Origin of the sequence: Mesorhizobium sp. M0894, from assembly GCF_040319725.1 — a bacterium.
In the GTDB taxonomy this organism is placed as follows: domain Bacteria; phylum Pseudomonadota; class Alphaproteobacteria; order Rhizobiales; family Rhizobiaceae; genus Mesorhizobium.
In genome coordinates, this window is the sequence record NZ_JAMYOG010000011.1 from 65,278 (window position 1) to 78,892 (window position 13,615).

Annotated in this window: 11 protein-coding genes; 5 read left to right on the forward strand and 6 right to left on the reverse strand. The window is 64.9% G+C overall.

The window, feature by feature from the left end:
- Nucleotides 1–8: 8 nt before the first annotated feature.
- The 6 genes from NKH91_RS21195 to NKH91_RS21220 all read right to left on the reverse strand — a co-directional run bounded on the left by NKH91_RS21195 (nt 9) and on the right by NKH91_RS21220 (nt 6,846).
- On the reverse strand, nt 9–839 hold the full coding sequence (locus tag NKH91_RS21195; protein WP_352885025.1) for an ATP-binding cassette domain-containing protein: 831 nt from the start codon (nt 837–839) through the stop codon (nt 9–11).
- The gene (locus NKH91_RS21200; protein ID WP_352590791.1) at nt 832–1,722 is read right to left on the reverse strand and encodes an ABC transporter ATP-binding protein; all 891 of its coding nucleotides are present in this window, start codon (nt 1,720–1,722) and stop codon (nt 832–834) included. Before NKH91_RS21200 ends, NKH91_RS21195 begins: the two co-directional genes overlap by 8 nt.
- Nucleotides 1,719–2,567: an ABC transporter permease gene (locus NKH91_RS21205; RefSeq protein WP_352847041.1), complete on the reverse strand. Its 849-nt coding sequence runs from the start codon at nt 2,565–2,567 to the stop codon at nt 1,719–1,721. The genes NKH91_RS21200 and NKH91_RS21205 overlap by 4 nt, the downstream gene beginning before the upstream one ends.
- On the reverse strand, nt 2,560–3,567 hold the full coding sequence (locus tag NKH91_RS21210; protein WP_352847038.1) for an ABC transporter permease: 1,008 nt from the start codon (nt 3,565–3,567) through the stop codon (nt 2,560–2,562). The genes NKH91_RS21205 and NKH91_RS21210 overlap by 8 nt, the downstream gene beginning before the upstream one ends.
- Before the next feature lie 69 nt (nt 3,568–3,636).
- Nucleotides 3,637–5,163 carry an ABC transporter substrate-binding protein gene (locus NKH91_RS21215; RefSeq protein ID WP_352847036.1) on the reverse strand — a complete coding sequence of 509 codons (1,527 nt, stop codon included), beginning with the start codon at nt 5,161–5,163 and terminating at the stop codon, nt 3,637–3,639.
- A gap of 108 nt (nt 5,164–5,271) precedes the next feature.
- A complete protein-coding gene (locus NKH91_RS21220) occupies nt 5,272–6,846 on the reverse strand; it encodes a phytoene desaturase family protein (protein WP_352885022.1) in 1,575 nt (524 codons plus the stop codon).
- A 122-nt stretch (nt 6,847–6,968) separates the two neighbouring features.
- Between NKH91_RS21220 and NKH91_RS21225 the strand changes: the two genes are divergently transcribed.
- The 5 genes from NKH91_RS21225 to NKH91_RS21245 are packed head-to-tail and all read left to right on the forward strand — an operon-like array spanning nt 6,969 to nt 13,605.
- Nucleotides 6,969–7,760, forward strand: a complete 792-nt coding sequence (locus tag NKH91_RS21225; RefSeq protein ID WP_352847033.1) for a cyclase family protein — start codon at nt 6,969–6,971, stop codon at nt 7,758–7,760.
- Between the two features lie 16 nt (nt 7,761–7,776).
- On the forward strand, nt 7,777–9,348 hold the full coding sequence (locus tag NKH91_RS21230) for a phytoene desaturase family protein (RefSeq protein ID WP_352847030.1): 1,572 nt from the start codon (nt 7,777–7,779) through the stop codon (nt 9,346–9,348).
- Nucleotides 9,348–9,824: a MarR family winged helix-turn-helix transcriptional regulator gene (locus tag NKH91_RS21235; RefSeq protein WP_352815797.1), complete on the forward strand. Its 477-nt coding sequence runs from the start codon at nt 9,348–9,350 to the stop codon at nt 9,822–9,824. Before NKH91_RS21230 ends, NKH91_RS21235 begins: the two co-directional genes overlap by 1 nt.
- 45 nt (nt 9,825–9,869) lie before the next feature.
- Nucleotides 9,870–12,023 carry a thiamine pyrophosphate-dependent enzyme gene (locus tag NKH91_RS21240; protein ID WP_352847027.1) on the forward strand — a complete coding sequence of 718 codons (2,154 nt, stop codon included), beginning with the start codon at nt 9,870–9,872 and terminating at the stop codon, nt 12,021–12,023.
- Complete coding sequence (locus tag NKH91_RS21245; protein ID WP_352847025.1) at nt 12,016–13,605, forward strand: indolepyruvate oxidoreductase subunit beta family protein; 1,590 nt, start codon at nt 12,016–12,018, stop codon at nt 13,603–13,605. The genes NKH91_RS21240 and NKH91_RS21245 overlap by 8 nt, the downstream gene beginning before the upstream one ends.
- Nucleotides 13,606–13,615 lie beyond the last annotated feature (10 nt).

The following is a 13,615-nucleotide window of genomic DNA, read 5'->3' on the forward strand; positions in this document are numbered from 1 at the left end:
ATTGTGCTTCATGCCGGCGCCTTTGGGGCGGGAAGCAGCCAGGCGTCATCGATCTCGGGCAGCGGAATGGCGGCGAGGAGGTCGCGCGTGTAGGCCTGCCGCGGGTGCTCGAACAAAGTATCCGTCGCGCTGGCTTCGACGATCGCGCCTTCGCGCATGACGATCACTTGCCGGCAGAGCCTCCGGATCACCGACAGATCGTGGCTGATAAAGGCAACGGTCAGGCCCATTTCGGCGGCGAGTTTTTCCAGCAACGTCAGGATCTGCGCCTGGGTCGAGACGTCGAGGCCGGAGACGATTTCGTCGGCCAGCACGAATTTCGGCGACAGCGCCAGTGCGCGGGCAATGCCGACGCGCTGGCGCTGGCCGCCCGACAATTCGTGACGGTAGCGGCCGGCAAAGCTCTGCGGCAGGCCGACGCGCTGCAGCGCCTCCGCGACGCGTGCCTTGAGATTGTCGCCAAGCCCGTTCTGTTTGAGGGGTGCTGCAATGATGCTGAAGATGGTGCGGCGCGGGTTGAGCGACGACATCGGATCCTGGAAGATCATCTGCAGATTGCGGCGCAGCGGCCGGAGCTCGGCCTCAGGCAGATGTGTGATGTCGCGGCCGTCGAACATGACGTTGCCGGCACTGGGCTCCAGCAGGCGCACCAGCGCGCGGCCGAGCGTCGATTTGCCGGAGCCGGATTCGCCGACGATGCCGGTCACCAATCCCCTTGGCAGGTCGAAATCCAGGCCTTTCAGGATCTCGGCCAGCGGCGCCCGGCCGATCAGCGGTTTGCGCGTCATATCGGGCAACGCAACCTTCAACCCGCGCACGGAAAACAGCGGCTCAACCATGCGGTCGCCTCCATGCCTGGTCGGCGGCGGCGATCTCCGCGGCCAGCCCGGCCAGTACCTTGTCGTCGACCGGCTTCAGCGAGGCGAACGGATCGGTGTAACGCGGTGTCGCCGCCATCAGCGCCAGCGTATAAGGGTGCTGGGGTGCGGCGAACAGCGCTGCGGTATCGGCCTCTTCCACCACCTTGCCAGCATAGAGCACCGAAACTTTCTGGCTGATCTTGGCAACCACACCGAGATCGTGAGTAACGAACAGGATCGCCGTGCCGTGCTCGCGCTGTAATTGCGCGATCAGCCGCAAGATCTGTTTCTGCACGGTCACGTCGAGCGCGGTCGTCGGCTCGTCGGCGACGATCAGCCTTGGTTCGGCTGCAAACGCCGCGGCGATTAGCACGCGCTGCCGCATGCCGCCGGACAGCTCGTGCGGATAGCATTTGAGCACGCGCTCGGGGTCGCGGATCTGCACCTCGTCCAGCAATTGGCGGATGCGTGCATCGGCCTTCTCACCGCTCCAGCCGAGGATGCGCACCAGCCGGTCGGTCATTTGCGGGCCGATGCGCCGTGACGGATTGAGCGCCGTCAGCGGGTCTTGCGGGATCAGCGCCGTGCGCGCGCCGATCAGGGTGCGCCTTGCCTTGGGTGCCAGCCGGCCCAGATCCTCGCCTTCGAGCAGCATATCGCCTTCGACGATGCGCACGCTCGGTGGCAGCACGCCGAGCACGGCCTTGCCGATCATTGTCTTGCCGGCGCCGCTCTCGCCGACCAGCGCGCGGACTTCTCCGGGCTCGACGGCGAGCGACACCGAGCGCAGCACGCGCAAGCCATTAGGCAGCACCGCGCTAAGGTTGCGTATGTCCAGGCAGGGTTTCGCAGGCGCGTTCATCGCAGCACCGGATCGAAACGCGCCCTGAGGCCCTCGCCGAACTGGCTGAACGACAGCACCGTCAGGATCAGCGTGACCAGCGGGAACACCAGCACCCACCAGGCCTGATAGATCGACAGGCGGCCCTCGGCGATGATGCCGCCCCAGGTCGGGTCGTCGGTCGAGATCGACAGATTGACGAAGGACAGGATCGCCTCGACGATGACGGCAATGCCCATCTCCAGCGACAGCAGCGCCACGATCGACGGCACCACATTGGGCAGCACCTCGCGCAGCATGATGCCGATGCGGCCATAGCCGGCGATGCGGGCGTTCTCGACATAGTCCATGCGCGACTGACCCATGGTCTCGGCGCGGATCACCCGGCAGAAGCGCGTCCAGTCGATGACGGCGATGGCGATGATGACCGAGCTCAAGCCGGTGCCGAGCACGGCGACCAGAAGGATGGCAAACAGCACCGGCGGAAACGCCATCCAGACATCGACGATACGCGAGATGATGCGGTCGGCCCAGCCGCCGAAATAGCCGGCGATCAGGCCGAGCGTCGAGCCGACCAGGCAGGCGGCAAAGGCCGCCGCGAAGGCGACGATGAAGGCGATGCGCGCACCGAAGATCAGCCGTGACAACAGATCGCGGCCGAGGCTGTCGGTGCCGAGCCAGTAGCCGGGCTCGGCACCGCCCAGCCAGAACGGCGGCAGGCGCTCCAGCATCAAATCCTGCGCCAGTGGGTCCTGCGGTGCGACCAGCGGCGCAAAAATTGCGGCCAACAGCGCAATCAGCAGCCAGCCGCCGGCCAGCCACAGGCGGGCGCGCGAGCCATGTCTTGAAATGCGGGCGTCATCCATGGCGCAGCCTCGGATTGAGCAACGCGTACATCATGTCGACGGCAAGGTTGATCAGCACGAACAACAGCGCGAAGACCAGCACGATGCCCTGGATCAGCGGCAGGTCGCGATTGATGACGGCATCGATCGCCATATTGCCGAGACCTTCATAGGAAAACAGCCGTTCGACGATGACCGTGCCGCCGATCAGGAAGGTAAACTGCACGCCGACCAGAGTGAGCGTCGGCAGCGCCGCGTTCTTCAACGCCTCGCGCAGGATGACCTGCGTTTCCGAAAAGCCCTTTACCCGCGCCAGCACGACATAGTCGAGGTCGAGCACTTCCTTCAGCGACTGTTTCAGCAGCTGCGAGATGATCGCGGCCAGCGGCAGCGCCAGCGCGATCGCCGGCATCAGCATGTGTGCCAGCAGGTCCCTGGTCAGGTCGAAGCGCAGTCGCACGATGCTTTCGAACAGATAGAATTGCGTGGCGAAGGGCAGGTCGAGTTGCGGCGACACCCGGCCGGAAATGTCGAACACCGGCACCAGCACGCCGAACAACAAGATCAGCACCAGACCCCACAGGAAATCGGGAATCGAGAGCGCCGCACCACTGGCAATGTCGATGCCGGCCTCGACCGCGGTGCCGTGCTCGCGCGCGCCGAGGATCGCCGTCGTGCCGCCGATCGCCACCGCCATCACAAGCGCGACGATGGCGAGTTCCAGCGTCGCCGGGAGGCGATTGAAGACCAGCCCAAGCACGTCCTGCCGCAGTGAGATCGACGTGCCGAAATCGCCTCTGACCACGCCGGCCAGCCAGATGAAGAACTGCTGGACGATCGTCTTGTCCAGCCCGTACAGCGCGCGCAGCCGCGCGATGTCGGCATCGGTGGCGCCGGGCGGCAGCATCATCGAGATCGGGTCGCCGGGGGCGACACGGATGACGATAAAGACGACGACGGCCACACCGAACAGCGTGATCGCCATCGTCAGAAGACGGATCAGGAATCTTTGCAGCAGCATGGTCGCCTGTATGCTGGCGGAAAAGGCGCGCCGTCGTTGCAGACGGCGCGCGTTAGTCCCGGGCCGATCTCAGGCCGGGCTCATCAGCGCCGGCAACAGCGCGCCCGACACATGCTGCACGACATTGACGCCCTTGGCATGCACGATCGGCTGCGCATACTGGATCAGCGGCAGCACATAGGCCTGCTCGGCGATGTATTTGTCGACGGCCTTCCAGCCGGCGATGCGCTTGGCCTCGTCCTTCTCGCCCCATAGCGGGTTGATCATGTCGATCAGGTCCTGGCTGTCCCACACCGAATGCGGGCTCGGGCCATACATGGCAAAGCCGGTCGACGTGGTGGGGTCGCCGATGGCGTTGCCCCAATTGTAGAAGGCTGCCGGCGCCAGCTTGTCGGCGGCGCGCAGCTCGTAGTGCTTGGCGATTTCGTAGACCTCGATCGTCGCCTCGATGCCGACCTTGCGCCACATGCCGACGATCGCCTGGATCATCTCGTAATCCTTGGGCTTGAAGCCCTTGGTCGTCTGGATCGTGAACTTGACCGGCTTTTCCGGCGAATAGCCGGAGGCGGCCAGCAATTCCTTGGCCTTTTCCGGGTTATGTTCGACCTTGATCGACGCATCGTAGGCAGTGTATTCCGGCGTCTCCAGCGTACCGATCGGCTGGCCGTAGCCGCGCAACAGCCGGTCGACCAGCAGCTTCTTGTCGACCGCCATCACCGCCGCCTGGCGCACGTTCTTGTCCAGCATCACATCGATGTCGTTGAAAAAGATCATGCCGATGTCGGAAACGTTCTTGCACGAGCCGGCAAGCCCGTCCTTGGCGATCAGGCGGTCATATTCCTCATAGGGGATTTCGAGCGTCACCTGCGAGGAACCGGACTCGATCTCGGCGACGCGGCTCGCCGCATCGGTGACGAACTTGACGGTCACGTTTTTGAAGGCCGGCTTGCCACCCCAATAGTTAGGGTTGGCCTTGAGCCGCAGGAAGGCGTTGCGCTCGAATTTGTCGACCATATAGGGCCCGGTGCCGATCGGAGCCTTCTCAAAACCCTCGGCGCCGACCTTCTCGTAATAGGCTTTCGGCATGATGTAGCCGGTCAGGAACGACATCCATTTGAAATACACCGGGTCGAATTGGACGACATCGCCGGTGATCTTGTTGCCGTCGATCTTGAAGTTGTTGACGTTCTTCCAGACGAACTGGATCGGGTTGCCGGTCTTCTCGTCGCCCGCCCGCTGCAGCGACCAGACCACGTCTTCGGCCGTAAATGGCGAGCCGTCATGCCAGGTGACGCCCTCGCGCACCGTCATCGTGATCTTGCTGCGATCTTCGTTCCAGCCCCATTCGGTGAGCAGGCCGGGCGCGAAGGAAAGGTCCGGCTTCTGCGGGATGAACTGGTCGAACACCGATTGGTAAAGGCCCTGGATGGTCGGGTTGACTGCCGAAGGCCCGGTGGTCGGGTCCCAGGACGGCAGGTTGACATTGTAGGCGATGGTCAGTTCGCCGGCAGCCTTAGCGATTTGCGGCAGGCCGAGCGCCGTAGCGCCAAGCGCGGCCGCGCCATATCCGAGCAATTCTCGTCTGTTGATTGTCATGGTCGTTCCCCTGTTGCTTTTATGCGCGGTGTCGTTGTCAATCGGTGGGTTCAGGCTCCTTGGGCAACCGCGCCTTGTCCTCCTTCACCCTAATTGAAAATTACGGCTTTACCTCCCGCCAAGTTGTTGTGCGAGCATGAAGCCCGAGCCCGCACCAGTGCCGGCGCCCGGCCATGTTGCCGCCCCGGTCAGATGCAGATTGCCGACCGGCGTGTTCCAGCCGGCGTAGCCGCGCGCCGGCCGGAACAGGAAATTCTGCGCCAGATGATGGCTGCCGCAGATCTGGTCGCCGCCGACAAGGTTGGGGTTCTCGCGTTCGAGGTCGATGGGCGAGAACACGGCGCGGCCGAGGATCTTCCGGCGAAGGCCGGGCGCATAGCGCTCGATAATGTCGAGGACGCGCTCGGCGTAGTGCTCCCTAGCCTCGTCCCAGTGAGCCGCCGCGATCGTGCCCGCCGCATCGCTCACAATCTCGGCCGGCAGCATGCGCACCTGCACCCACAGCACATGCTTGCCGTCGGGCGCGCGCGATGTGTCGACCGCCGTCGGCTGACCGACGACCAGCACCGGTTCGTCCGGCAGCATGCCTGACATCGCCTGCTGATAGGTCCGCGACATGGCATCGAGCGACGGCGACAGATGCACATAGGCGAACTGCCGAAGCTCGGCGCCGGCGCGCCAATCCGGCAGATCGTCGAGCGCCAGATGGATCATCATCGTCCCCGGCGCGTGGCGAAAGTTTTTCATGGCCGTGTCGAAACCGGCGTCGCCCGAACCGTCAGGCAACAGCTTCCCGATCAGCGCCTTGGGCGCGACACCGGCGATAACAGCCTTGGTGGCGGTGTGGATCTCGCCGGAAGCGAGCCGCACGCCGGTCGCCTTGCCGGCGGACACCGTGATTTCGGCGACGTCAGCCCCAGTGACGATCTTGCCGCCGGCAGCCGTGAGCATCCCCGACAAAGCGTGGATGATGGTGTCGGCGCCGCCCTTGCCGAGCACCATGCCGAAGCACTGGTTGGCCATGGATTCGAGGTAAGGAAACACCGCGCCGCCGGCGATGTCGGGGGCGAAGTCGAGATGCATGCCCCAGGTGGCGAGCGTCGCCCTGACGTGCGGCGACTGGAAAATCTCCTCGAGCCACGCGCGGGGTGAGGAAAGCAGCAGCCGCCCGGTATCGAGCGCGCCGGCAAAACCCTTCTTGCGCCACAGGTTCCAGGCAGTGCCGGCGAGCGCTCGAGCGCTCATCGGCGAGCCCAGCAGCCGGAACAGATGCTCGGCCTCGGCCGGGAATGCCGCAACCAAGCGGCGCCATGTGGCGACGTCGATTGCGGAGAAGGCGGCCATTCGTGCAGCGGTCGTTTCCAGATCGCTGCTGACACCGAACCAGCGGCCGTCGGGGAACGCACTGGCAAAACAGTCGGCCACCGGCACGAATTCCAACCCGTGGGTTTTCAATTCATTTGCATATTTCTTGTGAAAGGCCGAGCCGGCAAAAAGGCTCAGATTCATCGCGCCGAAATCGTGCCGGAAACCCGGCAGCGTGAATTCGCGCGTCTGGACGGCGCCGCCGATCGTTGCGTTGCGTTCGAAAACCGCTGTTTTCCAGCCTTTGAGCGCCAGATGCGCGGTGCATGCCAGACTGTTGTGGCCTGCCCCGACAAATATGGCGTCGAACTCGCTCACATCCCACCCAACCCATTTCCTTTATGCTTAAAGATAATTGCAGATGCATATGTTTTCGTCTAGTAGGATATTAAGGGCCGCAACGAGCCTTCAGAGCCATCCAAGAAGAGGGAACAGAGACCATGGACACGCAACAACTCCTCGGCGAAGTCGCCGGCCAGCTTCTTTCAGGCGCCATCCAGGTGGTCGACCTGACGGCGCCGCTCGGGCCGAACACGCCGCTGATCAAGCTGCCGCCGGAACTGGCGGTCGACACGCCGAAGATCGAGATCCATGCCATCTCCGCCTATGACAAGAACGGACCTTGGTGGGCGTGGAACTGGCTGAAGCTCGGCGAGCATTCGGGCACGCATTTCGATGCGCCCAATCACTGGATCACCGGCAAGGATTATCCGGACGGCGCCACCGACACCATTCCGGCGCAGAATTTTGTCGGACCCGTCAATGTCATCGACTGTTCGAAGCAAGCGGCCGCCGATCACGATTTCCTGCTCACCGTCGACCATATCAAGGCGTGGGAAGCCGAGCACGGGGCTATCAACCCCGGCGAATGGGTGGTGATGCGCACCGACTGGTACAAGCGCAACGGCTCGGAAGCCGAATTCCTCAACGCCAATGAGACCGGACCGCACACGCCAGGCCCGACCGCGGAAGCCATCCAGTATCTGATCGGCAAGGACATCAAGGGCTGGGGCAGCGAGACGATCGGCACCGATGCTGGCAAAGCAGGGGGAATGGAGCCGCCGTTCCCGGCACACAGCCTGATGCACAAGGCCAACCGCTACGGCCTCGCCAGCCTCTGCAACCTCGACCGGTTGCCCCCGAAAGGCGCGATCCTGATCGCCGCACCGCTCAAAATCGAGCACGGCACCGGCAGTCCGATCCGCGCGCTCGCGCTGGTTCCGCGCGCCTAGGCGATAGGCTCCGACGATGACCGAGATCGATCACATCATCGTCGGCAGCGGCATCAACGCGCTGGTTTGCGCGGCGATGCTCGGCGGCAAGAGGGCGAAGGTGTTGGTGCTCGAGCGCAACGACCGCATCGGCGGCTGTATGCGCACAGAAGAAATCACCGCGCCCGGCTTCATCCACGACGTGATGGCGACGACCTTCGTTCTGTTCATCACCTCGCCGGCCTATGCGGCGCTGGGCAAGGATCTGGCGCGGCACGGGCTGGAGTTCTGCAACACCTCCACGCCAAGCGGCGTGCTGCGGCCGGATGGCAGCCATGCCGTCCTGCGCACCGATCGTACCGCCAATGTAGCGGCGATCAATGCAATCGCCGCGGGCGACGGCGACCGGCACGGCAGCGATGTCGGCGAGATCGAGCGCAACGCCGGTCTGCTGTTCGGGCTGCTCGGCGGCAGCCTGTGGTCCTACCCGACGGCCAGGCTGCTGGCGGGCGAAGCCTGGCGGCGCGGCCCGCGCGGCCTTGCCGCCTTTGTCGGCGACGCGCTGGTGCCGGCGCGCGGTTGGCTGGAAAGCACCTACCAGTCGGAAACCATGCGCGCGCTGTGGGCGCCCTGGGTGCTGCATGCCGGCCTCGGGCCCGAAGATGCGTTCTCCGGCCAGATCGCCAGGGTCATCGCCTTCGCGCTTGAGGCGGCCGGCGCGCCGATCGTCAAGGGCGGTGCCAGGAACCTGCTGTCCGCCTTCGAAGCCCTGATCAGGGAACGTGGCGGCGAAATCCGCACCGGCGCCGACGTCGCGGCCATCGTCCAGAGCGGAGGCCGCGCCACCGGCGTGCGGCTGGCTTCCGGCGAGATCGTGACCGCCGAGAAGAGCGTGATCTGCTCGGTCACGCCGACGCAGCTTTACGACCGGCTGCTCGGCAGGGATGCTGCAAAGGACGACGCCGAAGCAGCGCAAAAATACCGCTACGGCAAGGGCAATTTCCAGATCCACTATGCCTTGGACAAGCCGCCGGCATGGCGCGGCGAGGGCCTGGACAAGGTCGCGCTGCTGCATCTGACGCCGGGGCTCGACGGCGTGTCGAAAGCCTGCAACGAGGCTGTGCGCGGCATGCTACCGGAGGTGCCGACCATCTGCGTCGGCCAGCCGCATGCGCTCGACCCGTCGCGCTGTCCGGACGGCAAGGCGATCCTGTGGCTGCAATTGCCCGAGGCGCCACGGCATATCAAGGGCGATGCCGCCGGCAAACTGCAGACACCGGCAGATGGCCGCTGGACCGAGGCGCTGCGCGAAGCCTATGCCGACCGCGCCGAAGCGATCCTCGCCAGTCATATCGACGGGTTCAAGGACAGCGTCATCGCACGCCGCGCCTATTCGCCGGCCGATTTGGGAGCGATGAACATCAACTTGGTCGGCGGCGATCCCTATGGCGGCTCCTCGGCTATCGACCAGTCGTTCTTGTGGCGGCCGTTCAAGACGAGCCGCAATCACGATACCGGCGTCAAGGGCCTCTACCATATCGGCGCCTCGACCCATCCGGGTGCTGGCTTGGGCGGCGGCTCCGGTTTTCTCCTGGCGGGGAGGCTGTGATGGAACAGAAGGTTGTGCGCCAGCGCATCTCGACACTGGGCCAAATCGGCCTGCAGCAATTCGCGCCCTATCTGATGAACCGCATCATGGGCCGCTACAATGCCACCTTGCGAGATAATTTCCGCAAGCAGGGCCTGACCATTCCGCAGGTGAGGACGCTGGCCGTCCTGTCGGTCACCGATGGCGTCACCGTCAACGATCTGTCGGTCTATACTGTCATCGAGCAGTCGACCTTGAGCCGGACGCTCGACACGCTGGAGGGGCAAGGGTTTGTCCGGCGCGAGCAGGGGGTCACCGACAGCCGTATCCGCCATGTGTTCCTGACCGACGATGGCCGCGCCGAATTCGCGCGCGCCTGGCCGGCCATGCATGACGCGTTCGAGGTCATGTTCGATGACATCGACGATGCCGAATACGCGGCGCTGATCGCGACACTGCAGAAGATGCTGAAGAACATTCGCAAGCACGACATCTGATCTTACGCGCCGCCAGATTCCTGGCGGCAACGGAAGGAGCCCAAAATGGCCGAACGGTCTTTTGCCAAGGAAGTCGAAAAGCTCAGACTCGGCGCCGGCGAGGAGTTTTCCGGCGAGGGCATTCTGGCGATCACCAAGGCGCTGCTGCAATGCGGCGTCGGTTATGTCGGCGGCTATCAGGGCGCGCCGATCAGCCATTTGATGGACGTGCTGGCCGACGCGCAGGATATCCTGGGCGAGCTTGGCGTGCATTTCGAGGCAAGCGCCTCGGAAGCCACCGCGACCGCCATGCTGGCGGCATCGGTGCACTATCCGATCCGCGGCGCGGCGACCTTCAAGTCGACGGTCGGCACCAATGTCGCGTCCGACGCGCTGGCCAACCTGGCGTCCGGCGGCGTCACCGGCGGCGCACTGATCATCGTCGGCGAGGATTACGGCGAAGGATCGTCGATCATGCAGGAGCGCAGCCACGCCTTCGCCATGAAAAGCCAGGTCTGGCTGCTCGACCCGCGACCGAACCTGCCGTCGATCGTCAAGGCGGTAGAGGACGGCTTCGAGCTGTCCGAGGTTTCCAACACGCCGGTCATGCTGCAGGTGCGCATCCGCTGCTGCCATGTGCACGGCCATTTCATCGCCAAGGATAACAAGCGCCCGGCGATGACGGTCGCCGATGCGCTCGAGGCGCCGCGCCGCGACACCGGCCGCATCGTGCTGCCGCCCGCGTCCTTCCTGCACGAGAAGGAAAAGGTGCAGAAACGCTGGCCGGCGGCGGTGGATTTCATCCGCACCAACAAGATCAACGAGTTCTTCGGCCCGGAGCACGGCGCGGTCGGCATCGTCATGCAGGGCGGCATGTACAATTCCGTCATCCGGGCGCTGCAGCGGCTCGGCCTCGCCGACACCTATGGCGACACCGACGTGCCGCTCTATGTGCTGAACGCCGTCTACCCGCTGGTCGATGACGAGTTCCTGTCCTTCTGCGAAGGCAAGGACGCCGTGCTCGTCGTCGAGGAAGGCCAGCCCAACTACATCGAACAGGCCTTTGCCGCGATGCTGCACAAGGCCGGGCGCGGCACCAAGCTCGTCGGCAAGGAACATCTGCCGATGGCCGGCGAATACACCGGCCAGGTGATGCTCGACGGCATCGGATCATTCCTGCGCGCCACCATCCCGCATCTGCTGCCAAGCGAGGTCCGCGCGCCGAACAAGATCGGCGACGGGCTCGACACCGCCGACCTGATCAACGTCGTCCCGGGCCGCCCGCCCGGCTTCTGCGTCGGCTGCCCGGAGCGGCCGATCTTCGCAGCGACCAAGCTGGTCGAACAGGAGTTGGGCAAGCACCACATCGCCTCCGACATTGGCTGCCACCTGTTCTCGATCATGCCGCCCTTCGAGCTGGGCGCCACCACCATGGGCTACGGATTGGGGCCGGCTTCCGCCTCGGCCTTCAATTCGCCCGATGCCAGGCGCCGCTCGATCTCCTTCGTCGGCGATGGCGGCTTCTGGCACAACGGCCTGACCTCATCGATCGGCAATGCGGTGTTCAACAAGAACGACGGCGTCATCGTCATCGTCGACAATTTCTATTCGGCCGCGACCGGAGGGCAGGACATCCTGTCGTCCCGCGCCGGCAACAAGACGAAGTCGACCAAGCATCCGATCACCGAGGCGGTGAAGGGGATGGGCGTCAAATGGCTGCGCCACATCGACCGCACCTACGACGTAACCAAGATGCAAGACGCGCTGCGCGAAGCGCTGACGACGGACGAAAAGGGCCCAAAAGTCATCGTCGCCTCGTCCGAATGCATGCTCAACCGGCAGCGCCGCGAAAAGCCTCTGGTCGACAAGGCGATCAAGGGCGGTAAGCGGACGGTCAAGCCGAAATTCGGCGTCGACGAGGATATCTGCACTGGCGATCACGCCTGTATGCGGCTTTCCGGCTGCCCGTCGCTATCGGTGAAGTCGCTGGACGACCCGCTGCGCGACGATCCGGTGGCGCATATCGACGAGAGCTGCGTCGGCTGTGGCAATTGCGGCGAGGTTGCCGACGCGGCGGTGCTCTGCCCGTCCTTTTACCGCGCCGACGTGGTGCACAATCCGAGCCGCCGGGACCGTTTCCTGGAAGCGGCGCGCCGCGCCATGATCGGCCTCTTGCAGCGGCGCCGTGAAAGCCGGCGCCTGACATTCGCTGATGCTTGACGCTGTCCCATCAGCCCGTTCCAAGGCCGGCGCGCCGGACGACGAGCGCGTCATCAAGCTTGCCGTGCTGGCGGTCGGCGGCCAGGGCGGCGGCGTGCTGGCCGACTGGATCACCGACGTTGCCGAGCGCAACGGCTATGTCGCGCAATCGACCTCGGTCGCCGGCGTCGCCCAGCGCACCGGCGCCACCATCTATTACGTCGAGATATGCCGCGACAGCGGCCGGCTGCCGGTCTTCGCGCTGTCGCCGTCGCAGGGCGACGTCGATATATTGATCGCCGCCGAACTGATGGAGGCCGGCCGCGCCATCATCCGCGGCTTCGTCACGCCGGAGCGCACGACACTGATCGCCTCGTCGCACCGCATCGCAGCTGTCTCGGAAAAGATCGAGCCTGGCGACGGCCGCGCCTCGTCCGCCAAGGTGCATGCCACGGCGGAAGCCGCGGCCAAGCGCTTCATCGCCTTCGACATGGAGAAGATCGCCGCCGACAACGGCTCGATGATCTCGGCCAGCCTGCTCGGCGCGCTGGCCGGCTCCGATGCCTTGCCGTTCACACGCGAGAGCTACGAGCAGGCGGTCAGTGCCGGCGGCCGCGGTGTGAAGGCCAGCCTCGCCGCCTTCGGCGCCTCCTACGATCGGGCGCGCGGCATCGCGAGTGCGCATTCGGGCGACAAGACTGAACAGCCGGCGGCCGCTGAAACCGGCTCGGGCGCGGCGACAGAAGTCAGCGGCCCGGAAAGGCTGTTGAAGGGCTGGCAACAATTGGCGGCGCGCGTCGCCACGCTGCCTGTACCAGCGCGCGACATGGCGCTTCGCGGCCTGAAAAAAGTGGTCGACTATCAGGACATCGCGTATGGCGGCGAGTATCTCGACCGGCTAGACCGGGCCGTCGTCCTGGACAATGCCGAACATGACTACGCGCTGTCGATCGCCGCGGCAAAGCATCTGGCCAATGCGATGTGCTACGACGACATGATCCGCGTCGCCGACCTGAAGACGCGCTCGAGCCGCGACCGACGCGTACGCCGCGAGGTCGGCGTCAAGGACGGCTCGGTCCTGCAGGTGACCGAATATTTCCATCCGCGCATTGAGGAATTCTGCGGCACGCTGCCGGCCGGGCTCGGCAGCTACATCGAAAGCCGGCCGAAGCTCGCCGCCTTCCTCGACCGCCGCATCAATCGCGGCCGCCACATCCGCACCGACAGTTTTGCCGGCTTTGCCGCATTGTGGTTCATCGGCGGCCTGCGCCGCTGGCGCCGCCGCCTGCTGCGCCACAAGATCGAGACCGCGCATCACGAGCGCTGGTATGCGCTGGCGCTCGGCCAAGTCGGCCAGGACTACGCGCTTGGCACGGAGATCCTCAACTGCCGCCGGCTGATCAAAGGCTACAGCGATACCCATGCCCGCGCGCAGTCGAAGTTCGACCGCGTGCTGTCGGCGCTCGACGTGGTCAAGGGTCGCCCGGACGCCGCCGACTGGATCAGACGCCTGCGCGAAGCGGCACTGAAGGACGAGAAGGGCGATATGCTCGACGGCGCGCTGAAAACCGTGGCGTCGCTGGGCGACACCTCGCCGAGCTGAGGCGCTCGTT

What these genes read in the sequence shown, in the direction of transcription:
- NKH91_RS21195 (WP_352885025.1), bottom strand. Translation starts at nt 839, where the DNA reads ATGGTTGAGCCGCTGTTTTCCGTGCGCGGGTTGAAGGTTGCGTTGCCC.
- NKH91_RS21200 (WP_352590791.1), bottom strand. Translation starts at nt 1,722, where the DNA reads ATGAACGCGCCTGCGAAACCCTGCCTGGACATACGCAACCTTAGCGCG.
- NKH91_RS21205 (WP_352847041.1), bottom strand. Translation starts at nt 2,567, where the DNA reads ATGGATGACGCCCGCATTTCAAGACATGGCTCGCGCGCCCGCCTGTGG.
- NKH91_RS21210 (WP_352847038.1), bottom strand. Translation starts at nt 3,567, where the DNA reads ATGCTGCTGCAAAGATTCCTGATCCGTCTTCTGACGATGGCGATCACG.
- NKH91_RS21215 (WP_352847036.1), bottom strand. Translation starts at nt 5,163, where the DNA reads ATGACAATCAACAGACGAGAATTGCTCGGATATGGCGCGGCCGCGCTT.
- NKH91_RS21225 (WP_352847033.1), top strand. Translation starts at nt 6,969, where the DNA reads ATGGACACGCAACAACTCCTCGGCGAAGTCGCCGGCCAGCTTCTTTCA.
- NKH91_RS21230 (WP_352847030.1), top strand. Translation starts at nt 7,777, where the DNA reads ATGACCGAGATCGATCACATCATCGTCGGCAGCGGCATCAACGCGCTG.
- NKH91_RS21235 (WP_352815797.1), top strand. Translation starts at nt 9,348, where the DNA reads ATGGAACAGAAGGTTGTGCGCCAGCGCATCTCGACACTGGGCCAAATC.
- NKH91_RS21240 (WP_352847027.1), top strand. Translation starts at nt 9,870, where the DNA reads ATGGCCGAACGGTCTTTTGCCAAGGAAGTCGAAAAGCTCAGACTCGGC.
- NKH91_RS21245 (WP_352847025.1), top strand. Translation starts at nt 12,016, where the DNA reads ATGCTTGACGCTGTCCCATCAGCCCGTTCCAAGGCCGGCGCGCCGGAC.